This is a genomic window from Rhodoplanes tepidamans (assembly GCF_030813915.1).
GTDB lineage: Bacteria > Pseudomonadota > Alphaproteobacteria > Rhizobiales > Xanthobacteraceae > Rhodoplanes > Rhodoplanes tepidamans.
Genome location: NZ_JAUSUJ010000037.1, coordinates 23,433 through 43,864 on the forward strand (window position 1 = coordinate 23,433; position 20,432 = coordinate 43,864).

The 20,432-nt window shown below is 71.9% G+C and carries 20 protein-coding genes and 1 tRNA gene; 9 read left to right on the forward strand and 12 right to left on the reverse strand.

Going from position 1 to position 20,432, the window contains the following annotated elements; translation table 11 throughout:
* Positions 1–43: 43 nt before the first annotated feature.
* Both J2S22_RS28855 and glmU read right to left on the reverse strand, forming a co-directional pair.
* The gene (locus tag J2S22_RS28855) at positions 44–472 is read right to left on the reverse strand and encodes a GNAT family acetyltransferase (RefSeq protein WP_272780079.1); all 429 of its coding nucleotides are present in this window, start codon (positions 470–472) and stop codon (positions 44–46) included.
* 73 nt (positions 473–545) lie between these two features.
* Entirely contained in the window at positions 546–1,895 is a 1,350-nt protein-coding gene (gene glmU / locus J2S22_RS28860) for a bifunctional UDP-N-acetylglucosamine diphosphorylase/glucosamine-1-phosphate N-acetyltransferase GlmU (RefSeq protein ID WP_272780080.1), read from the reverse strand.
* Positions 1,896–2,054: 159 nt separating this feature from the next.
* Here glmU and J2S22_RS28865 point away from each other — a divergent pair, with 159 nt between their 5' ends.
* Both J2S22_RS28865 and J2S22_RS28870 read left to right on the forward strand, forming a co-directional pair.
* Positions 2,055–3,122: a hypothetical protein gene (locus J2S22_RS28865; RefSeq protein ID WP_272780081.1), complete on the forward strand. Its 1,068-nt coding sequence runs from the start codon at positions 2,055–2,057 to the stop codon at positions 3,120–3,122.
* A gap of 126 nt (positions 3,123–3,248) precedes the next feature.
* On the forward strand, positions 3,249–3,626 hold the full coding sequence (locus J2S22_RS28870; protein WP_272780082.1) for a hypothetical protein: 378 nt from the start codon (positions 3,249–3,251) through the stop codon (positions 3,624–3,626).
* Here J2S22_RS28870 and J2S22_RS28875 read toward each other — a convergent pair.
* Positions 3,589–5,238, reverse strand: a complete 1,650-nt coding sequence (locus J2S22_RS28875) for a glycoside hydrolase family 17 protein (RefSeq protein WP_272780083.1) — start codon at positions 5,236–5,238, stop codon at positions 3,589–3,591. The genes J2S22_RS28870 and J2S22_RS28875 overlap by 38 nt on opposite strands.
* A gap of 270 nt (positions 5,239–5,508) precedes the next feature.
* Here J2S22_RS28875 and J2S22_RS28880 point away from each other — a divergent pair, with 270 nt between their 5' ends.
* Positions 5,509–6,108, forward strand: a complete 600-nt coding sequence (locus J2S22_RS28880; protein ID WP_272780084.1) for a beta-1-3, beta-1-6-glucan biosynthesis protein — start codon at positions 5,509–5,511, stop codon at positions 6,106–6,108.
* A 191-nt stretch (positions 6,109–6,299) separates the two neighbouring features.
* Positions 6,300–9,017 (forward strand): glycosyltransferase, encoded by a 2,718-nt coding sequence (locus J2S22_RS28885; RefSeq protein WP_272780085.1) that lies wholly within the window; start codon positions 6,300–6,302, stop codon positions 9,015–9,017.
* A 213-nt stretch (positions 9,018–9,230) separates the two neighbouring features.
* Here J2S22_RS28885 and J2S22_RS28890 read toward each other — a convergent pair whose 3' ends face one another.
* Positions 9,231–10,406 carry a M20 aminoacylase family protein gene (locus tag J2S22_RS28890; protein ID WP_272780552.1) on the reverse strand — a complete coding sequence of 392 codons (1,176 nt, stop codon included), beginning with the start codon at positions 10,404–10,406 and terminating at the stop codon, positions 9,231–9,233.
* A gap of 208 nt (positions 10,407–10,614) precedes the next feature.
* Between J2S22_RS28890 and J2S22_RS28895 the strand changes: the two genes are divergently transcribed.
* From J2S22_RS28895 to J2S22_RS28905, 3 genes are all read left to right on the forward strand, one after another.
* Positions 10,615–10,690, forward strand: a tRNA-Lys gene (locus J2S22_RS28895).
* 214 nt (positions 10,691–10,904) lie between these two features.
* Complete coding sequence (locus J2S22_RS28900; RefSeq protein ID WP_272780553.1) at positions 10,905–11,135, forward strand: DUF3222 family protein; 231 nt, start codon at positions 10,905–10,907, stop codon at positions 11,133–11,135.
* 237 nt (positions 11,136–11,372) lie between these two features.
* Positions 11,373–12,164, forward strand: a complete 792-nt coding sequence (locus tag J2S22_RS28905; protein ID WP_272780554.1) for a DUF2189 domain-containing protein — start codon at positions 11,373–11,375, stop codon at positions 12,162–12,164.
* Positions 12,165–12,241: 77 nt separating this feature from the next.
* Here the strand turns inward: J2S22_RS28905 and J2S22_RS28910 are convergent, their stop codons facing one another.
* From J2S22_RS28910 to J2S22_RS28920, 3 genes are all read right to left on the reverse strand, one after another.
* Positions 12,242–12,790, reverse strand: a complete 549-nt coding sequence (locus J2S22_RS28910; protein ID WP_272780555.1) for a hypothetical protein — start codon at positions 12,788–12,790, stop codon at positions 12,242–12,244.
* Between the two features lie 116 nt (positions 12,791–12,906).
* Positions 12,907–13,404 (reverse strand): MaoC family dehydratase, encoded by a 498-nt coding sequence (locus tag J2S22_RS28915; protein WP_272780556.1) that lies wholly within the window; start codon positions 13,402–13,404, stop codon positions 12,907–12,909.
* Positions 13,405–13,579: 175 nt separating this feature from the next.
* A complete protein-coding gene (locus J2S22_RS28920) occupies positions 13,580–14,008 on the reverse strand; it encodes a hypothetical protein (protein ID WP_272780557.1) in 429 nt (142 codons plus the stop codon).
* A 531-nt stretch (positions 14,009–14,539) separates the two neighbouring features.
* On the opposite strand from J2S22_RS28920, the gene J2S22_RS28925 reads away from it, so the two are divergent.
* A complete protein-coding gene (locus J2S22_RS28925; RefSeq protein ID WP_272780558.1) occupies positions 14,540–14,701 on the forward strand; it encodes a DUF1127 domain-containing protein in 162 nt (53 codons plus the stop codon).
* 211 nt (positions 14,702–14,912) lie between these two features.
* Positions 14,913–16,319: a methylenetetrahydrofolate--tRNA-(uracil(54)-C(5))-methyltransferase (FADH(2)-oxidizing) TrmFO gene (gene trmFO / locus J2S22_RS28930; protein ID WP_272780559.1), complete on the forward strand. Its 1,407-nt coding sequence runs from the start codon at positions 14,913–14,915 to the stop codon at positions 16,317–16,319.
* Here the strand turns inward: trmFO and J2S22_RS28935 are convergent, their stop codons facing one another.
* The 5 genes from J2S22_RS28935 to secF all read right to left on the reverse strand — a co-directional run bounded on the left by J2S22_RS28935 (position 16,320) and on the right by secF (position 20,402).
* Positions 16,320–17,156: a phytoene/squalene synthase family protein gene (locus J2S22_RS28935; protein ID WP_272780560.1), complete on the reverse strand. Its 837-nt coding sequence runs from the start codon at positions 17,154–17,156 to the stop codon at positions 16,320–16,322.
* 78 nt (positions 17,157–17,234) lie between these two features.
* Positions 17,235–17,462 carry a hypothetical protein gene (locus J2S22_RS28940; protein WP_272780561.1) on the reverse strand — a complete coding sequence of 76 codons (228 nt, stop codon included), beginning with the start codon at positions 17,460–17,462 and terminating at the stop codon, positions 17,235–17,237.
* Positions 17,463–17,594: 132 nt separating this feature from the next.
* Entirely contained in the window at positions 17,595–18,734 is a 1,140-nt protein-coding gene (locus tag J2S22_RS28945) for a chymotrypsin family serine protease (RefSeq protein ID WP_272780562.1), read from the reverse strand.
* Between the two features lie 361 nt (positions 18,735–19,095).
* Entirely contained in the window at positions 19,096–19,479 is a 384-nt protein-coding gene (locus J2S22_RS28950) for an Mth938-like domain-containing protein (protein ID WP_272780563.1), read from the reverse strand.
* Between the two features lie 8 nt (positions 19,480–19,487).
* Positions 19,488–20,402, reverse strand: coding sequence for a protein translocase subunit SecF (secF, locus tag J2S22_RS28955; protein ID WP_272780571.1), 915 nt, complete (start codon positions 20,400–20,402; stop codon positions 19,488–19,490).
* Positions 20,403–20,432: the final 30 nt, after the last annotated feature.

Genomic DNA, 20,432 nt, shown 5'->3' on the forward strand with positions numbered 1-20,432 from the left:
ACGACCGGCGCCCGGTCCCGGGGCGACGGTCCTGGCCGGGAGCCTAGGGCGCCCCGGTCAACCATTTGCTCATCATCACCCGGGGCGCCACCTCGAAGCCGAGCTGCTCGTAGAAGCCGACGACGCGGGTGTTGGTCTCGCGCACCAGGAGATGGACCTTGGCGACGCCGCGCGCGCGCAGCCAGTCCTCGGCGGCGGCGATCATCCGCCGGCCGAGCCCGCGGCCGCGCGACTCGGGATCGGCCGCCACATAGTAGAGCCACCCCCGGTGGCCGTCGTGCCCGACCATGACGCTGGCGACGACGCGGCCGGCCGCATCGGCGCCGACCAGCACGTCGGAGGCGCCGCGGCCGCGGGCGAAGCGGAAGTCGGCGGCGGGGTCGTTGTAGCTCACCGTCAGCCCACACGCCCGCCACAGGGCGACGACCGCGTCCTCGTCCTCGGCGGTGGCGGGCCGGATGGTCACGTCCATGGGGGCCTCTGTGATCCCGGCCGCGCGGTCGCACCGGAACGACCGGGTGATGGGGTCCGGTTCCGAACCCCGATCAAGGCTTTTTGCGGGCAGCGGCGACGGCGCGCCAGCGCGCCGCCCAGCCGGGCTTGACGGTCTGCTGGCCGCGGGCGACGGCGAGGCCGTCGGCCGGGACGTCGGCCGTGATCACCGAGCCGGAGCCGACATAGGCGCCGTCGCCGATCTTCACCGGCGCGACGAGCGACGAGTTGGAGCCGATGAAGGCGCCCGCGCCGATGTCGGTCCGGTGCTTGAGGACGCCGTCGTAGTTGCACGTGATGGTGCCGGCCCCGATGTTCGCCTTCGCCCCGACCCGGGCGTCGCCGATGTAGCTCAGGTGGTTGGCCTTGGCGCCGGCCTCGACGGTCGCCGCCTTGATCTCCACGAAGTTGCCGACATGGACGTCGTTCTCCAGCACGGCGCCGGGGCGCAGCCGCGCATAGGGGCCGACGATGGCGCCGGGCCCGACCCGGGCCCCCTCGAGATGCGAGAAGGACCGGATGACGGCGCCTTCCGCCACGGTCACGCCGGGGCCGAACACCACATAGGGCTCGATCGTCACGTCGCGGGCGATCGCCGTGTCGGCGCTGAGATGCACGGTCTCGGGCGCCGCCATCGTCACGCCGGCGTCGAGCAGCGCGGCGCGCAGCCGCTGCTGCAGCACGGCGCCGACCTCGGCGAGCTGGCCCTGCGTGTTGACGCCCAGCACCTCGCTGTCGTCGGCCGCCTCCGTCACCGCCGCGCGCAGGCCGGCCTTGCGGGCGAGCGCGACCGCGTCGGTGAGATAGAACTCGCCCTTGGCGTTGGCCGCGTCGATGCGGTCGAGCAGCGCCAGCGCATGCGCGCCCGACAGGCCCATCAGACCGGCATTGCACAGGCGGATCGCCCGCTCGTCGGGGCTCGCGTCCTTCTCCTCGCGGATGGCGACGAGATCGGCGCCGTCGGTGACCAGGCGGCCGTAGCCGGTCGGGTCGGCGGGGCGGAAGCCGAGCACCGAGACGGCGGCGCCGGCGGCGAGCGGCGCCCGCAGCGCGGCCAGCGTCTCGGGGCGGATCAGCGGCGTGTCGGCAAACACCACCAGGATGTCGTCGGCCCCCTGCTCCAGCGCGGCGCGCGCGGCCAGCACCGCATGGGCAGTGCCGCGGCGCTCGGCCTGGACGAACACCGCGGCATCGGGCGCCGCGCGCTTCACCTCGGCCGTGACGGCGTCGGCGCCGGGCCCGACCACCACGGCGATCCGGCCGCCGGTCGCCTGCACGGCGGCGAGCACGTGGCCGACCAGGGTGCGGCCGGCGACGGCGTGCAGGACCTTGGGCCGGGACGCGCGCATGCGCGTTCCTTCGCCGGCGGCGAGAACAACGGTGAGGCAGCTCCGCGCCGTCATGACGACTCCTCGTGGTGCCGGGCGGCCGGGTGCCCGGAGAATGGGCCCTCATAGCCTGCCGAACGCGCTGCGAAAAGCCGGATCGGCGGTTGCGGGCAGCGGCGGCCGTCACCGAATTCTGGTACGTTTCCGTCACTTGATTCGAAGTCTTAGAGCGACATGACCGACGTGGCCCGACAGCACTTGATCGACGACGAGGAGCGGCCCGGCCTCGGTCCGCTGTTGCGGCTGGTGGCCTGGGGTCTCGCCGCGTCCGGCGCGCTCGCGGTCGCCGTGCTGGCGGCCCAGTCCCAGTCCGACCTGGGCGAGCGCCGGGTCGCCGCCGTCACGGCGCCGCTCGCCGCCCAGACCGAGGCGACCCGCGAGGCGACCGCCCAGACCTTCGTGCGGGTGCTGGAGGCGGAGCGCGAGGCGAAGCGCCTCGGCGAGACCGTCAAGGCGCTGACCGCCGACCGCGACCGGCTGGCCGAGCGGGTGACCAAGCTCGAGGGACACATCGAGGACCTGACCGGCTCGATCGCGCTGATCCAGCCGGCCAGGCGCGGCCCCGCCGGCTCCGACTTCGGCGACCTCATGCTGCTGCCTCCCGTCCTCACGCCCGGCACGTTCAGGCCGCCCGAGACCGGGCCGGCCGCGCGGCCGCTGGCCGCCGGGTCGCACGCCGTCGATCCGCGCACCGTGCCGCCGATCGACACGGCCGGCCCGCTGGCAGGCGAGCCGCTGGCAGGCGGCGCGATGCCCCCGGTCATGGCGAGCGCCTCGGTCGCGGTGCCGCACCCGGAGGAGCCACCGGCCGCCGCGGTCGCCGGCACCTCTGTCGCCGGCACGGTGGCCGGCCTGCCGCCGAGCGAGATCCCGCTGCCGCGGCCGAATCCCAACGCCCAGTCGCTCGGCGCCCAGGCGGCGGCGCTGCGGGCCGATGCGCCCGCCGCCGCGGCGCCGGCCGGCGCGCGCTTCGCCATCGAGATCGGCGGGCCGAACAGCATCGACAATCTCAGGGCGCTGTGGGCCAAGGTGCGCGACAGCCAGGCCGGCGACCTGCTCGCCGAGGTCAAGCCGGCGATCGCGCTGCGCGACGGCGGCAAGCCCGGCATCGTCGAGATGCGCCTAGTCGCCGGGCCGGTGGCGAACTCGCTCGCCGCGTCGCGCCTGTGCGCCTCGGTCGCCATCGCCGGCGTCGCCTGCCGGGCGACCTCCTACGACGGGCAGATGCTCAACCTGCCCTGACGGGTCGCCTTCCGGCGCCCGGCGACGTCCCCGGCGGGCTTGCGCCGCGGCCGCGATCCGGCTTCTGTGGCGTCGCGTCCGCCGCCGACCCCGGCCGGTGCGGCCGCCAGCCGAAGAAGGTTCCGCATGCGTCCGCGCTTCCTGCCCTCCTGCCGCGCCACCAACGGGCTGATCACGGTCGGCTTCCTGGCGCTCGGCTGCGCCTTCTGGGTGCGCTACCTGGTGATCGAGAACACGCCGGTCGGGCTCGCCTGCGACGCCGGCGCCCAGACCGCGGTCTGCACGGTGCGGCTGGCCGCGACCCGCCTGTTCAATGTCGGGGTGTTCGGCTGGGTGGCGCTCGGCGCCGCGCTGATCAACCTGATCCGGCCGTCGGTCTTCCTCTTCGCCATCGGCCTCGCGGCGAGCGCGCTCGGCATCGTGCTCTACAATGCCGGCCTCGCCGGCACCGGGGCGGCGATCCTGATCATGAGCCTGGCGCGACCCGCACGCGACGAAGCGTGACGGCGAGGGCGACGAAGCCGGCGGCGAGCCACACGGCCTGCCAGTTCGCCACCGTCTCGTTGAGGACGATGAACGCCGCCGACAGCACGAGCACCACGGCGGTCGCCGTCTCGGCCGCGCCGCGGCCGGCCGCGCCCGGGCCATCCGCCCGCTCGCCATCCGCCTCGCCTCCGCCCGGCCCGGCCGGCGCCAGGACGGCCAGCAGCAGGAACGGCACGATGGCGGCGGTCAGCGCCGTGAACGGGAAGTCGCGGTAGCGCGGATCGAAGACCAGGCCGAGCGCGGTCTGCACGGCGAATCCCGCGGTGAGCACCAGCAGCCACGCCCCGGCGGCGAGGAGCGGATCGCCGGCCCGGTCCGGGCGGGCGCCGAGCGCCAGCACGAAGCCGGGCACCCGCTCGCCCCGCACCAGCAGGCCGGCGCCGACGATCGGCGCGGCGAGCGCCACCAGCGCGAAGGCGGCGCCGCGCACCCAGCCGCCCCAGCCGAGGCTCTCGACCATGATCTTCTCGGCCGACCAGCCGGCGAGCGCGCCGGCGACCGTGGCGTTCACGGCGACCGCGACCCACACGCCGGTGGCGATCCGCGCGCGCCCGGCCCCGGCGACCAGGATGGCGGCGGCGAACACGGCGAGCACCACGGCGATGCCCAGGCCGGCCTGCTTCGGCCAGTCGGGATGGTCGGACACCGGCTCGCCGACCATGAACTTGACCACCCGGTCGCCCGCCGTGAACAGGCCCCAGTGGCCGCCGACCGTGCCTTCGAGGATGCGCTTCCACGGCTGGTCGAAGGCCTCGATGATGTTGGCCCGGAACCCGGCCCGCGCCGCCCGCGCCAGCACGTCCTGCACCACCAGGGCCTGGTTGCGCAGCGACGGCAGCGCCGCCTCGCGCATGCGGCCGGCGCTCGGCCAGCCGACCTCGCCGACCAGGATGTCGCGGCCCGGGAAGACCTCGGCGACCTTGCGGACGATCGATTCGACGTGGGCGCCGGACTCCTCGGCCGGAATCGGGATGTCCTCCCAGTACGGCAGGATGTGGATGGTGACGAAGTCGACGGCGCTCGCGAGGTCGCGGTTGCGCAGCCAGAACTCCCAGACGTCCGCATAGGTGACCGGCACCGGGACGGCCGCCTTCACGTCGCGGATGATGGCGCCGAGGTCGACGGCGGAGAGCTCGCCGCGCAGCAGCACCTCGTTGCCGACGACGACGCCGGTGATCACCTGCGGGAACCGCTTCGCCAGCGCGACGGTGCCGGCGATCTCGGCCCGGTTCAGCTCGCGATGACTGCTCAGCCAGAGCCCCTGCAGGACCTTCAGCCCGTGCCGCTCGGCGATCGCCGGGACCTGGTCGAGGCCGTTGCGGATCGAGTAGGTGCGGATGCACCGCGTCACCGCGGCGAGCCGCTTCAGGTCCTCCTCGATCTGCCACGGCTCGACCTTCAGGGTCAGGTCGAACGGGTTCTGGGCGCCGCGGAACGGCGCGTAGGAGATGCATTCGAGCTTGCGGTCGGCGGGCGCGCCGGACGCCACCGGAACCGGGTGGCCGATCCACCACCAGAAGCCCGCCACGAGCGCGACGGCGACGACCATGAGACCGAGAGGGAGGCGCATGAGGCGGGCACTTCTGCAGGCAGTCGTGGAACCGGACGCGGACCGTGGCAGGCTCGTACCGTGCCGCCGCCGCCGCGCCAAGGGGCACGGCGCGCGGGGCCCCGATCGTCTCACGTCCGGCGCCGCGGGCGAGCGCCGGAGAGCTCACGAAAGGGGGCGCACGAGCGCGCGTCGGGAGGGCCGGGATTGCGATGCGGACAAGTAGACAAGACCGGTCTTCCGTCGCAAGATTGACATTGTCGCCATGCCGTAATGCCTCCCCGGTCCGCGATGGCCTTCGCCGCCGTCATGGACGAACTCGCCCAGGCCAACAGCACCATCATGTATCTTCCTGGTTCGCGCGTCGCTGCCGTCGCCGCAGCTGCAGCTCTGGTTTCGTATGCCACCTGTCACGGCCCGGCCCTGGCGCAGGCGCCCGAGCAGAAGCCGCCGGAGCAGGCGACGCCGCAGCCGCCCGCGCAGCAGGGACAGCCGCAGGGCCAGGCACAGCCGCCGGCGCAGCCCGGCGATCCGGCCCGCACCGAGCGCAAGACCCGCACCGATCAGATCGTCGAGGCCGGCCGCACGCTGCAGGGTCCGGCGGCCGCCGCCGAATGCGTCTGGCTGGGCGAGCGGGTGGTCAGCCTGCTGTGGCGCGACGACCTCGACACCGCCTTCCGGCACCTCGAGCTCTACGATCGTTTCGGCTGTCCGGGCGGACACGTTCAGACGACGTTCAGGTGCGTGGTGCGACAGGGAAACATCGACCCCAAGGCCACCGAAACGCTGAACGCGCGTGTCCACGCTTGCTGGCTCAATCCGGAGCACGTCCCGGCCCCCGCGGCCGCCTCGGCTGCTCCGCCCGCGCCGCAAGGAACGAACCCGCGTTGAGGCTGTTTACGGGGCTGTGAGGTTGCGGTGCATGGCGGGTCGGATCGCCCTGAATTCGCCATGTCGGAAGTCTACTTGAACGTGCCCGTGCGGTATCCATATGGTGCATCGCAAGGGTTTCCCCGGTCCCGGTCGAGCCTAGGGGACAGGCTCGAGACCGATCATTTCCGCCCCATTCGGTAGAAGAGACCATGCGCTCCGTCGCTGCCGTGGTCGCGCTCGTGGCATGCCTTCATGCGGGCGCGTGGGCCATCTGGCAAAGTCAGACGTCTGCTCCCAATGTCTCGGGCCCGCTGACCAGCGTGTCCTACTCTCCCTTCGAGGGGCATCCGGAAGAGGGCAACCGCCCGACCACCGAGCAGATCCGCAACGATCTGAAGGTCCTGTCCCCCTACACCCGGGCCATCCGAACCTACTCGGCCACCGGTGGCGCCGAGCTGGTGCCGCCGGTCGCCAACGAGTTCGGCCTCAAGGTGGCGGTGGGCGCCTGGCTCGACGGCGACGTCAAGCGCAACGAGCGCGAGATCAAGTCGGTCGTCGACCTCTACCGCAAGAACCGCAACATCAACGCCATCGTGGTCGGCAACGAGGCGATCTACCGCGCCGACTTCAAGAAGCGGACCGAGACCGTCGACGGTGCGACGGTGGTGCGCGACCTCAACGAGAAGGAGCAGATCGCCGAGCTGATCCGCTACATCCAGCAGGTCAAGCGCGAGGTCGGCGGGAATGTCCCGGTGACCACCGGCGAAATCTACTCGACCTGGCTAAATCATCCCGAGCTCGCCTCGGCCGTGGACTTCATCGCCGTCCACATCCTGCCCTACTGGGAAGGCTTCTCGGCGTCCGAGACCGTCGACCTCGCGATCAACAACTACTTCAAGCTCCGCGAAGCCTTTCCGGGCAAGCGCATCGTCATCGCCGAGTTCGGCTGGCCGAGCGCCGGGTACAACCGCCGGGCCGCCGAGCCGGGCCGGGTGATCCAGGCGAGCCTGCTGCGAGATTTCGTCGCACGGGCCGAGGCGCTGGGCATCGACTACAACATCATCGAAGCCTTCGACCAGCCGTGGAAGACCTTCGAGGGCAGCGTCGGCGCCTACTGGGGCCTGTTCGACGCCGCCCGCCAGCCGAAGTTCGCCTGGACCGGCCCGGTCTACGACCCCGCCTTCGTGTCGCTCGCCGTGGTCGCCGTGGTGGCGAGCCTCGTGGTGTCGCTGCCGATCCTGTTCATGACCGGTGCCACCCTGCTCCAGGCCCTGGTGATGGCGGTGTTCGCCAACGTGGTCGGCGCCTGGACGGGAGTCGTCTGGGACTACTGGAACGGCCACTACTTCGTGGTCGGCCAGGCGATCGCGCTCGGCGTCGGCGTCGTGCTGATGATCCCGCTGGTGGTCATCGCCATGTGGAAGATCGACGAGGTCGCCCAGGTGCTGTTCGGGCGCGGCCCGCAGCGGCTGGTGCGGCCCGGCCAGAAGGGGCCCGAGGGCTTCGCCCCCAAGGTGTCGATCCACGTCCCGGCCTACTACGAGCAGCCCGAGATGCTGAAGGCGACGCTCGATTCGGTGGCGCGGCTCGACTACCCGAACTTCGAGTGCGTGGTGGCGATCAACAACACCACGGACCCGGCCTACACGGATCCGATCGAGGAGCACTGCCGCCTGCTCGGCGACCGGTTCAAGTTCCTGAACCTGCAGAACGTGAAGGGCTTCAAGGCGGGCGCGCTGCGCATCGCCCTGCAGCACACGGCGCCCGACGCCGAGATCATCGGCCTGATCGACGCCGACTACACGGTGACGCCCGACTGGCTGAAGGACCTCGTCCCGGCCTTCGCCGACCCGCAGGTCGGCCTGGTGCAGGCCCCGCAGGACCACCGCGACGGCGAGAAGACGCCGCTGCACGCCATCATGAACGGCGAGTATGCGGGCTTCTTCGACATCGGCATGGTCCAGCGCAACGAGGTCGACGCCATCGTGACGCACGGCACCATGTGCCTGATCCGCCGCACCGCCATGGACGACGCCGGCGGGTGGTCGTCCGACACGATCTGCGAGGACACCGATCTCGGCCTCACCATCTACGAGCAGGGCTGGCGCGCCCTCTACACCAACCGGCGCTACGGCCACGGGCTGCTGCCCGACACGTTCGAGGCGTTCAAGAAGCAGCGCCATCGCTGGGCCTATGGCGGCTTCCAGATCGTCAAGAAGCACTGGCGGCGGTTCCTGCCCGGCATGAGCAACCTGACGGCGGCGCAGCGGCGCGAGTTCGCGCTCGGCTGGCTCAACTGGATGGGCGCGGAGAGCCTCGGCGTCGTCGTCGCCATGCTCAACCTGATCTGGGTCCCGGTCGTCGCCTTCGTCGGCATCGCCATTCCCGACAAGGTGCTGACCATCCCGATCCTGGTCGCCTCGGTGGTGTCGATGCTGCACTTCGCGACGCTCTACCGGGCCCGCGTCGGCATCGGCCCGGCGCACGCGACCGGCGCCATGGTGGCCGCCATGGCCATGCAGTGGACGGTCGCCAAGGCGGTCGCCGCCGGCCTGATCAAGGACCACCTGCCCTTCGTGGTCACCGCCAAGGGCGGCAAGACCAAGAAGCGGCTGTCGTTCCCGGCCTTCGACGAGGCGGTGTTCGGGGCCCTGCTGCTGATCGGCGCCTTCATCGTCTGGGTGACCAACCACGAGAGCGTGCGCGAGGTGAACCTGTTCGCCATCGTGCTCGTGGTGCAGAGCCTGCCGTTCCTCTCGGCGGTGGCGCTGGCCGGGCTCGAGGGCTCGCGGCTCAACGACTTCGCCGTCTGGCGCGGCCTGCAGGCCCGCACCGCCGAACTCCTCGGCCTCGCCCCGGCACAGCCGGCGACCCGCCTCGCCGAGCCGCCCGTGACCGCCGACAAGGCGGCCGAGCCGGCGCAGTGAGCGCCGGCCCGTCCTGATCCCGAATGCGAAAGGCCCGGCTCGCGCCGGGCCTTTTTCGTCTGGGGCGATGGTCGGCCCCGTGTCCCGGACACGCTTCATCGGTCCGAGACGGGTGAGGGGGCGTGCCACGAACTCGGAGTGGGTGGAGAGCCCCCTCACCCGCCTCGCTGCGCTCGGCACCCTCTCCCGCGAGGGGAGAGGGAAGATGGCGCCCTACCCCGGCAGCGCGGTCTCGACGAGGCGCACCCAGTAGGAGGTGCCGTAGGGGATCACCTCGTCGTTGAAGTTGTAGGCGGGGTTGTGCAGGCCGGCCGAATCGCCGTTGCCGACGAACACGAAGGCGCCGGGACGCTTCTGCAGCATGTAGGCGAAGTCCTCGGCGCCCATGAAGGGGGCGATGCCGAAGTCGACCTTGTCGGGCCCGGCGACCTCGCCGGCGACGCTGGCGGCGAACTCCGCCTCGCGGGCGTGGTTGACCAGCACCGGATAGCCGCGCCGGTATTCGAACTTCGCCTTGGCGCCGTACGCCTCCGCGGTCGCCGCGATCATCCGGGTCAGCCGCGCCTCCAGGAGGTCGCGCACCTCGGGGGCGAGGCTGCGGGCGGTGCCGAGGAGCTTCGCGGTCTGCGGGATGACGTTGTCGGTGGTGCCGGCCTGGAACAGGCAGATCGACACCACGGCGTTCTTCAGCGGGTCGACGTTGCGCGACACGATCGACTGGATCTGGTTGACGATCTGGCAGCCGACCAGGATCGTGTCGATGCCGAGATGCGGCCGCGCCGCGTGGCCGCCGACCCCCTCGATGTCGATGTGCAGCGTGTCCTGGGCCGCCATGATCGGGCCGGTGCGGGTGGCGAAGCGGCCGACCGGCTGGCCCGGCCAGTTGTGCATGCCGTAGACCTCGTCGATGCCGAAGCGCTCGAACAGGCCGTCCTCGATCATCGCCTTGGCGCCCGCCCCGCCCTCCTCGGCCGGCTGGAAGATCACCACGACGGTGCCGGCGAAGTTGCGGGTCTCGGCGAGATGGCGGGCGGCGCCGAGCAGCATCGCGGTGTGGCCGTCGTGGCCGCAGGCGTGCATCTTGCCGGGCGTCGTCGACCGGTACGGGAGGTCGTTGATCTCGTCGAGCGGCAGCGCGTCCATGTCGGCGCGCAGCGCGACGGTCTTGCCGGGCGCGCCGGGCTTGCCCTTGGCGCCGCGGATGACGCCGACCACGCCGGAGCGGCCGATGCCGGGAACGACCTCGTCGCAGCCGAACGCCTTCAGCTTCTCGGCGACCACGGCGGAGGTGCGCGGCAGGTCGTAGAGGAGCTCCGGATGCGCGTGGAAATCCCGACGCCACGCGGTGATCTCGGCGTGCAGGTCGGCGACACGGTTGACGATGGGCATCGGAATCCTCGTTCGACGTCTCGGTTTGGCCGGAGTATCGCGCGCCGGCCGGCCGAACACCACACACGCCCGCGGCGGCCCGGGGTCCCGCCCGGCGCATCGGCGGCGCCGCCGCCCGCCGTCGAAGCCGCGCCCCGGAGGCCGGCGGAGACGGCCCGCCGGTCCGACTTGCAACGCCCCGGCCGGGTCTTTACACACGGCGGCACAGGAGCCCGTAGCTCAGTCGGTAGAGCACGTGACTTTTAATCATGGGGTCCCGGGTTCGAGTCCCGGCGGGCTCACCATCCCCTGACCAGCCGCCCGACCCCAGACCGTCGATCCTCGCCCGCCACGCCGACCGGCGGCGGCACTCCCCTGACCGCGGACGTCGGCCGCGCTCGAACGCGCGCTCGCCGAGGACTCGGCGGCGTGCCGGGACTGGACTCGGCCGGGCGACGGCGCCATGGTCGCGCAGCCCGGCGCAGCGTCCGCCGGGCGGATCGACGGATTGCCAGGGCCATGATCGACACCACCGAAGAGGACGTCCGCAAGGTTGCCGCCGCGCTGCTCAAGACAGCGATCGAGACCGTGTCCGAGGAGGACGGCGGCGCCGCCAACCGGTGCAAGCTGTGCGGCGCCTCGGTGTCCTGGCAGCACCCCGTCGAAGCGATCGTCCACGCGCCGGACTGCCCGGTGGTGATCGCGCAGCGCATCGTCGCCACCGCCAAGGTGCAGCTCCTGCGCCCGTGAGGCGCCCTCCTCCGCCGCCGCCGTCGCCCGTCCCGCCCCCGGCGCCATGCGCCGGTGTTGGCGTACAGGTGTGATGCGACAATACGCGCGCCCGGGCTGGCGCGTTCGTGACACCGCGTGATCCCTCGTTCGCCCTAGCCTGAGGGCGGTCGGGCGGCATGCGAAGCGGCCGGAACGAGCCGCGGCGCCGCCCCGCGACACCGACGTCCCGCGCGGGACGTCCGAGGGAGGAACGGCATGTCGACTCTTCACGTCTTCGCAGGCTCCGTCGAGCATCCCGTCCGACCGGAGATCCGCCGGATCGGGCTGCGCGACCTTCGCGACGCACTCGCCCGCGGCATCGACGATTTCCGGGCGATGCCGAGCCACGTGATCTTCCTCAGCCTGCTCTACCCGATCGTCGGCCTGGTGCTGGCGCGGCTGAGCTTCGGCTACGACGTGGTGCCGCTGCTGTTCCCGCTGGTCGCCGGCTTCGCCCTGGTCGGGCCCTTCGTGGCGCTGGGCCTCTACGAGCTCAGCCGCCGGCGCGAGCAGGGCCGGCCGGCCGGCTGGCGCGACGCCTTCGGAGTGCTGCGCAACCCGGCGATCGATTCGATCGCGCTGCTGGGCGGGCTGCTGATGCTGCTGTTCGTGATCTGGCTGGCGGTCGCCGAGGGGCTCTACCAGAGCCTGTTCGGCTACGGCGTTCCCGAATCGCTCTCCGGCTTCCTGGCCGAGGTGGTCGGCACGGCGCACGGCCGCACCCTGCTGATCGCCGGCAACGCCATCGGCTTCCTGTTCGCCCTGGTCGTGCTGGTGATCAGCGTGGTGTCGTTCCCGATGCTGCTCGACCGCGACATCGGCGCGGTGACGGCCATGCAGACCTCGGTGCGGGCCGTGGCCCGGAACCCGGTCGCCATGGCGGCGTGGGGCCTGATCGTCGCCGCCGCGCTGGCGCTGGGGTCTCTGCCGTTCTTCATCGGCCTCGCCGTGGTGCTGCCCGTGCTGGCGCACGCGACCTGGCACCTCTACCGCAGGGTCGTGGTCTAGCGGCCCGGGTCGCGGTCCCGCGCGGCGGTGCGGCACCGCCGGCGCCGTCCCGCGGGTCGGTCCGACGGTCCCCTCACTCAGCCGGCCGCCGGGTCCGGCGCGTCCGGGCCGCAGGCCCGCAGCGCGCTGAGGATGCTCAGCGTCGTCGCGTTGGGGCAGTAGTTGCGCCAGTCCTGCCAGGCCGGATCGGCGAACTCGTCGGCGAGGTCGCGGGCGCAGCGTCCCGGCACCGTGCAGCCGGCGCAGCGCCGACGCAGCACGCCGAAGGCCCGCGGCTCGCTGCAGTAGAGTTCGTCGGGGTCTAGGCGCAGCGCCCGCATCCGCCGGCACAGCAGCAGGTCGTCGGCCACGGCGCTGCGCGCCGCCGGCGGGTCGCCGGCATCGCGATCGAGCGCCAGCTCGTCGAGGTCGAGATCGTCGGTGTCGCGGGGCGCGAAGGCGCCGGGCCACGCCTCGAGGAAGGCAGGATCGGTCGCGGCAAGATCGGTCACGTCGGAATCGGCACCGCCGGAGCCGGTCGTGCCGCCGTGGGCGAGAGCCCCGAAGGCCGGCAGGCCGGGAGAGCGATCGCGTCTCGACCACAGGATGGCGGCGAGCTCACCCCAGGATCGTCGAGGAGGAGTCATGCCGTGCTCCTCGTGTCAGGTCCCGCCCCGATCGTGCACACGCAAGTATACACGGATTGTGTGCGCCGGCTAATTCAAACGCCGCATGTCACCGGCGGGACCGCTTATGGACCGGCTCACGCCGGCTTCGGCGCGTCCGGCTTCGGCGCGTCGGGCTTGGGCGCGTCGGGCTTGGGCAGCCGCGACGGCACCTTCACCCAGGCGTCGCCGTCCAGCACCACCTCGCCGGCGACCGTGCAGCTGCAGGCGATGCGGGCGCGGCACTTCTCCGGCATCAGCTCGGCGATCTCCAGCCGCACATGGACGACGTCGCCGATCTTCACGGGACCGCGGAAGTTCAGCGTCTGCGAGAAGTAGATGACGCCCGGGCCGGGCAACCGCATGCCGAGCACGGCGGAGATCAGGCTCGCCGTGAAGATGCCATGGGCGATGCGGGTCTTGAACAGCGTGCCGGCGGCATACTCCTCGGAGAGGTGGATCGGGTTGCGGTCGCCGCTCACCTCGGCGAAGGCGCGGACCGCCGCGTCCGTGACGGTGCGCTCCAGCGTCTCGCTCATGCCGATGGCGAGGTCCTCGAAATAAAGGCTGCGCGGCTCCAGAACAGTGTCGGCCATGGTGCACTCTCGTTCCGCCTGAAGGGATGCACTGCATCAATCCCGCAGAGCACCACGGGCTGTGCCGGATGGCAAGACGATACCCGGAGTAGCGCGAGCCGGCGGCAGAGTGCGCGCAGGACGTAAAACGGGCCGCCCGGAGGCGGCCCGCGAAACGAGACCGGTGCCTCGCGGCTCAGCGCGGCGGCGGTCCGGGAGGACGCGGGCGCGGCCCGGGCCCCGGACGCGGACCGGGCGGCGGGCCCGGCCGGAATCCCGGGCGCGGGCCGGGACCCGGCCGGAACGCCGGGCGCGGCGGCCCGGGCCGATAGATGCGCGGCGGCGGCGGAGGCGGCGGCGCCCAGCCGCGCCAGCCCGCCGGGCCACCCCAGCCGAAGCCCCGGCGCCAGGCGAAGCCGCACCGGTACCAGCCCGGCCCGTGCCATCCGTCGAGATACCAGCAGTGGCGGTAGCCGCCCCAGTAGTACTGGACCGTGTCGACCACGGCGGCCGCGTCGGCGGCGGCCCCGAGCCCGCCGGCGGCGCCGAGCGGCGCGGCCTTCAGGCCCGGACTTGCCACGATCGCGGCGGCGGCCGCCGCGAGGGCAATCAAGCGACGATTCATGCAGGTCCTCCGATGGGGCCGGCCCACGTCCGGCCCGTTGTGATTCTCGGGAGTATCGGGAGAGAGACTGATGCGGCCGGACGCGCGGCGCAACGGATCGGCGCGGACGTGCGGGCGCGGCGCGTCGACGACGCCCCGCGGCTCGGCTCGGCCCGATGACGGTCCATGGTGTCCCCGCTCCGCCGCACCGGCGGATCTCACCCCCGACAGAGTAGTCGCACGAAGCGGCTAGCCGGTTCACGGTGCCGCGATCCGGCCCGGCGGTGACCGGACGGCAGGCACCCGCGGCCGCTGCCGCTCCGGCGATCATTCGCCGGGCCGGACCGCCGCGCCCGGTTGGCCATCCGGCAGGCACCCCGATCCGGCGCCCTCGGCACTGCACACCGATTGCGCATTCCGTGCCCGGCAATGCAGCAAATGAATAGCCGCATCGCAAAAACGGGGACTTCTCGTCCCATTTCAGCAACTTATTTATGCAACAAAGACTTCGCGCAGGCACCCCATGCCGCGTGACCGAAGACGGGGGTTACCATGTATCTCTTCTCCAGCCTGGTCCGCATGTTCCGGGTTTGGCGCAAGTACAACGAGAGCCTGCGCGAGCTGAGCCGCCTGGGCGACCGCGAGCTGGCCGACATCGGCATCATGCGCGCCGACATCCAGCAGATCGCCTGGGACGCCGCCCGCGCCGACTGAGACCGGCCGGCCGGACCGGCCTCGCGACCGGCGTTCGCCATCGCGCCGGCCCGCCGAGACGCTGCCTCCGACACGCCGCCTGCCAGACGCTGCATCCGAAAGTCGCCCGCCCGCAACGGCGGGCGCTTTTCTTTTGCGGGCCCTCTCCCCTATATCGGGCCGGACGCCCGCGGCCGGGCGGCGGCCCCCGGGCCCTGACACGAGCGGATCCATGCAGCCTGTCCATGTCATCGGCGGCGGCCTCGCCGGCAGCGAGGCCGCCTGGCAGATCGCCTACCGCGGCGTCCCCGTGGTGCTCCACGAGATGCGGCCGGGGCGCGCCACCGCGGCCCACAAGACCGGCGGGCTGGCCGAGCTCGTCTGCTCCAACTCGTTCCGCTCCGACGACGCCGCCACCAACGCGGTCGGCCTGCTGCACGCCGAGATGCGCCGGCTCGGCTCGCTGATCATGCGGGCCGGCGACGCCAACCAGGTGCCGGCCGGCGGCGCGCTCGCGGTCGACCGCGACGCCTTCTCGGCCGCCGTCACGCAGGCGCTCGACGGCCATCCGCTGATCGAGATCGTTCGCGAGGAGATCGACGGGCTGCCGCCGGACGACTGGGACAACGTCATCGTCGCCACCGGCCCGCTGACCTCGGCCGCGATGGCGGAGGCGGTGCGCAACATCACGGGCGAAAGGTCACTCGCCTTCTTCGACGCCATCGCCCCGATCGTCCACCGCGACTCGATCGACATGGGCGTGGCGTGGGCGCAGTCGCGCTACGACAAGTCGGGGCCCGGCGGCTCCGGCGCCGACTACCTCAACTGCCCGCTCGACCGCGACCGCTACGAGGCCTTCGTCGACGCGCTGGTCGCGGCCGAGACGGTCGCGTTCCACGACTGGGAGGCCTCGACGCCCTATTTCGACGGCTGCCTGCCCGTCGAGGTGATGGCCGAGCGCGGCCGCGACACGCTGCGCTGGGGGCCGATGAAGCCGGTCGGCCTCACCAATCCGCACCGGCCGGACGAGAAGCCCTATGCGGTCGTCCAGCTCCGCCAGGACAACCGGCTCGGCACGCTGTTCAACATGGTCGGCTTCCAGACCAAGATGAAGCACGCCGAGCAAGTGCGCGTGTTCCGGATGATTCCCGGGCTCGAGCAGGCCGAGTTCGCGCGCCTGGGCGGCATCCACCGCAACACCTTCCTGGATTCGCCGCGCCTGCTCGACCCGACCCTGCGCCTGAAGGCGATGCCGCGGCTGCGCTTCGCCGGCCAGATCACCGGCTGCGAGGGCTATGTCGAATCCGCCGCGATCGGGCTGGTGGCCGGGCTGTTCGCGGCGGCCGAGCGGCGCGGCGAGGCGGTCGTGCCGCCGCCCGCCACCACGGCGCACGGCGCCCTGCTCGGCCACATCACCGGCGGCCACGTGGTGACGATCGACGCCGGGCCGCGCTCGTTCCAGCCCATGAACGTCAATTTCGGCCTGTTCCCGCCGCTGGAGCGCTCGGTGGTCAAGCTGCCCGGCGGCGGACGCCTGCGCGGCAGCGCCAAGACGGCCGCCCGCAAGCAGGCCCTCTCGGCCCGCGCCCTCGCCGACCTCGACGCCTGGCGTGGCGCCCTGCCGGCGGCGGCCGAATAGTCACCCCATCCGGCGGGCGGCGCGCCAGAGCACCCACTGGCGCCGCCAGGGGGCGAGCTCGACCACGGCGAAGGGGTCGGCCGCCTGGGCACGGTCGAGGCGGTCGAGCAGCGGCCGGGCGAGCGCCGCCGGCAGGAAGGCCGGCCGCGCCGCCGCCGGGACCAGGGCCGTGGCCCGCTCGGCCTCGGCGAGCTCGAGGCGGGCGCGGCCGCGCAGATCGGCGAGCACGGCGGCGAGCCCCGGCCCCGCCCGGCGCGCCGGCAGGTCGGCCGGATCGACGCCTTGGTCGCGCAGCAGGTCGGCCGGGACATAGACCTGCCCGCGCGAGGCATGCGCCGGGAGCGCCTGCAGGATCCGCGACAGGCCCCAGCCGAGGCCGGCCGGGCCGGCGAGCGCCGCGACCATCGGATCGGGTCCGGCGAGGACATGGGCGGCGAGCCCGATCACGGCCGACGAGGTCTTGCGCACATAGCCGTAGAGCGCGTCCAGGCCCGCCATCGGGTCGTCGTAGAGGTCGAAGCTGCGCGCCTCGAGGAGATCGAGGAGCGGTTCGACCGGCAGCGCGCGGGCCGCGACGGTGTCGAGCAGCGCGGCGGCGACGGGGTTGGCGCGCACGTCGCCGTGCCCCTCGCCGGCGAGCGCGTCGCGCCACCACTGCAGGCGGATCTCGCCCGCCATCGGGGTCTTGGCGGCGTCGCGCACCCGGGCGATCTCGGCGTTGAAGGCGTAGAGGGCGAACAGATGCGGCCGCTGCGCGGCCGGCGCGAACAGTGCCGCGAGGAAGCGGTCGCGGTCCTGCTCGCGGACGAGCGCCTCGCAATGACGATGGAACTCCAAAGGCTTTCCTTGCACGCCGGCCGGATGGGCGCCCGTGTCACGGTCCGGCCGCGCGACGCGGCGCGGGTCGTTCCACGATCATCGGGCGACCACCTCGCCCTCCTCCCAGGCGAGCGGCGCATCGGGCAGCGCGCGCGCGATCGTGTCGCGGCTCTCCTGACGAATGCCCTTGGTGAAGATGCGCAGCACCAGCCGACCGTCGGGCTCGATCCCGACGCCGGTGCCGATGACGCCGGGCTGGGCGAGGAGCCAGGCCTCGTGGCGATCCCGCAGCGCGAGCAGTTGCTCTTGCGTGTGGCTGTCCATGGTCGTCGCTCCGAATCTCCCCCGGCCGCCGGGGCCGGCGCCTGCCGCACCATATAAGCGCGACCCTGGCGTCCGCCATATCCGCGGCCGAGGGACACGAGCCTCGCGCGGCTCGCGCGGCGAGACCGCCGGTCAGCGCCGGTTGAGGAAGCGCACGATGCCGAGGGCGCTCATCACGGCCGCGATCGGATTGGCGAACGTGATGCTGTTGTCGGTGCGGCCGGCGAACAGCAGGGCCACCGGCTGGCTCGAGTTCGCCGTGACGATCAGCGAGCCCGAATCGCCGCCGCGGCTGAACGGGCCGCCGACGCCACGGATACCGATCTGATTGCGGAACTGGGCGACGCCACCCGGATACCCGACCGAGATGTTGACGCTGATGTCGGTGACGGTGCCGACCGTCGACTGCGTGGTTCGGCCGTTCTTCTTCACCGTCATGCCGAGCCGCGCCGCCAGAGGGGTCGGGTTCAGCGTGTAGGTGACGTGGCGCGGATCGACGTACGCGAACGACGTCCAGGCCACTGCGGCGTCGACGAGGTTCGGTCCGGGGAAGTTGATGCGCACGAAGTTCTCCAGCACGGCGATGCGGTCGCCCGGCGACACACCGCCGTCGGCCCGGCCGGGCTGGATGATCGGATCGCCGACCCGGGCATTGTTGGAGTTGGCCATGACATGGTTGTTGCTGAGCAGGCAGAGATGGTTGTTGCGGGTGACCACGAGGCAGCCGAGCGTCCCCGCCGTCACCAGCGGGTGTCCGATCGACACGCCGCAGCGCACCGGCCGCGCGTAGCGGCGATTGTAGAGCTGGGGCACGATCGAGCCGACCTCCTCGACCTCGACCGCCATGCCGCCGACATTGCTCGGCGCGGCACTGAAGGTGCTGATGGCACCGCCCGTCACCTTTTCGGTGACGTAGATCTTGAGAACCGGCTCCGACGTGACCAGCCCGCCGACGACCCGGAAGCCGATGCCGGTGCCGACCGGCCGTTCGGCGCTGGTCGTGTAGTCGCCCACCTCGCTCGACAGGGCCGCCGCGAAGCTCTCGACGCCGCCGAGCCGGCTCTCCAGCTCCTCCTGGGCCGCGAACCAGTCGTCGCCGACCGACAGCGTGTCGACTGTCTCGTCCGCCTCGGCGACGTCGACATCCGCGCCGGGTCCGCCGCCCGGCGCATCGGGATCGAATTCCACCGGACCACCATCACCTCCCGCGCGCGGCTGCGCCGGATCCGGGAGCTCCTCGGGGCTCGACGAGTCTCTGGGCTGCTTCGACATGATGAATCCTCCTGAATGTCGAAAGCGTGATCGGGCTATACTAGAGGTAATCCGACCTTTCAGCTTCGACACCGACGAATAGTTCAATCATTCATGACATAGGAGTAATGTAGTTTCTCACGTTATGTTGATAGATGAGGGGCTTGATCGCATTTTTTAGAATACGCTTATTTGTGCATCGTCACCTCGAACGCGGTGTTTCGAGAAACATGTGTCGATGGATGCGCTTGGGTCGCGTTGTTCGCGATCGTGCGAGGCGGCGAAATCGCAGTCTCGTGATCAGGTCACGGCGCGGTCCCGCGCCGCGGTGCCGTTGCGTAAGGCGATACACGACCGCCGCCGCCGGCACGAGGCTCCGTCGTCAGGCGATGGGCAGCAGGATCGCTCCCACCCGCCGGCGTTCCACCAGCAGCATGTTCCAGGTGCGCACCGCCGGGCCGGTGGTCATGCTCTCCACCACGATGCCGTGCTCGCGCAGGCGCGCCCGCAGCGGCTCCGGAACCGGCCACGGCAGCGTGCCGGTGCCGATCAGCAGGTGCTCGACCGGCGGCGTGCTGCCGGTCACCAGCGCGATCACCTCGTCGCCGATGTGGTCGGGCGACGCCAGGTCGGCGGCCCAGACGCCGTCGGTAAGGCAGACGATGGCGCCGCGATGCGACAGGTCGCCGAGCCGGAAGCCGCCGTCCCCGTAGGAGTCGATCACGGCCGGGCGCGGCAGATGCGGGCTCGTGCGGTCGAGCGGCATTCCTCCGCTCAGGTCCTCGCCTTGGCGCCGCGCGGCGCGCCGCTCTCCTCCTCGCTCCCCTCCGCCAGCGGACGGGTGCGCAGGCCGAAATAGATCAGCAGCGGCGCCGCGATGAAGGCCGACGAGTAGACGCCGACCACGGCTCCGAACAGCATCGCCTGGACGAAGCTCTGGATCGCCTCCGGGCCGAAGAAGAACATGCCGAGCAGCGACAGGATCACCGTGGTCGAGGTGATGGCGGTGCGCGACAGCGTCGAGTTCATCGCCAGATCGAGCAGCTGGTCGAGCGGCATCTTCTTGTAGCGGCGCAGCATCTCGCGGATTCGGTCGTAGATGACCACGGTGTCGTTGACCGAGAAGCCCATGATGGTCAGCACGGCGGCCACCGAGGACAGGTCGAAGTCGATCTGGGTGATGCTGTAGAAGCCGATGGTGAGCACCACGTCGTGCAGGGTGGCGATGGTCGCGCCGACCGCGAACTCCCACTCGAAGCGGAACCACAGATAGATCAGGATGCCGAAGATCGCGACCAGCATGCCGAGCACGCCGTTCTGGACGAGCTCGCCGGAGACACGCGGGCCGACCACCTCGACGCGGCGGTAGTCGTAGCCGTCGCCGAGCGTCTCGCGGACCTTGCGGACCGCCGCCTGCTGGGCCTCGTCGCCGCCCGGCTGCTGGGCGAGCCGGATCAGCACGTCGGACGGCGCGCCGAAGCGCTGGAGCTGCACCTCGCCGAGGTCGAGCGCGGTGAGCTTGCTGCGGATGTCGGCGAGATCGGCGGCGGCCCCGTTGCGGGCCTGGATCTCGACCAGGGTGCCGCCCCGGAAGTCGATGCCGAAGTTCAGGCCGACCGTGAAGAACAGCACGACGGCCAGGAGCGACAGGGCGCCCGACAGCGGAAACGTGATCCGCCGCCACTTCATGAACGGCAGGTTGGTGTCGTCGGGAACGAG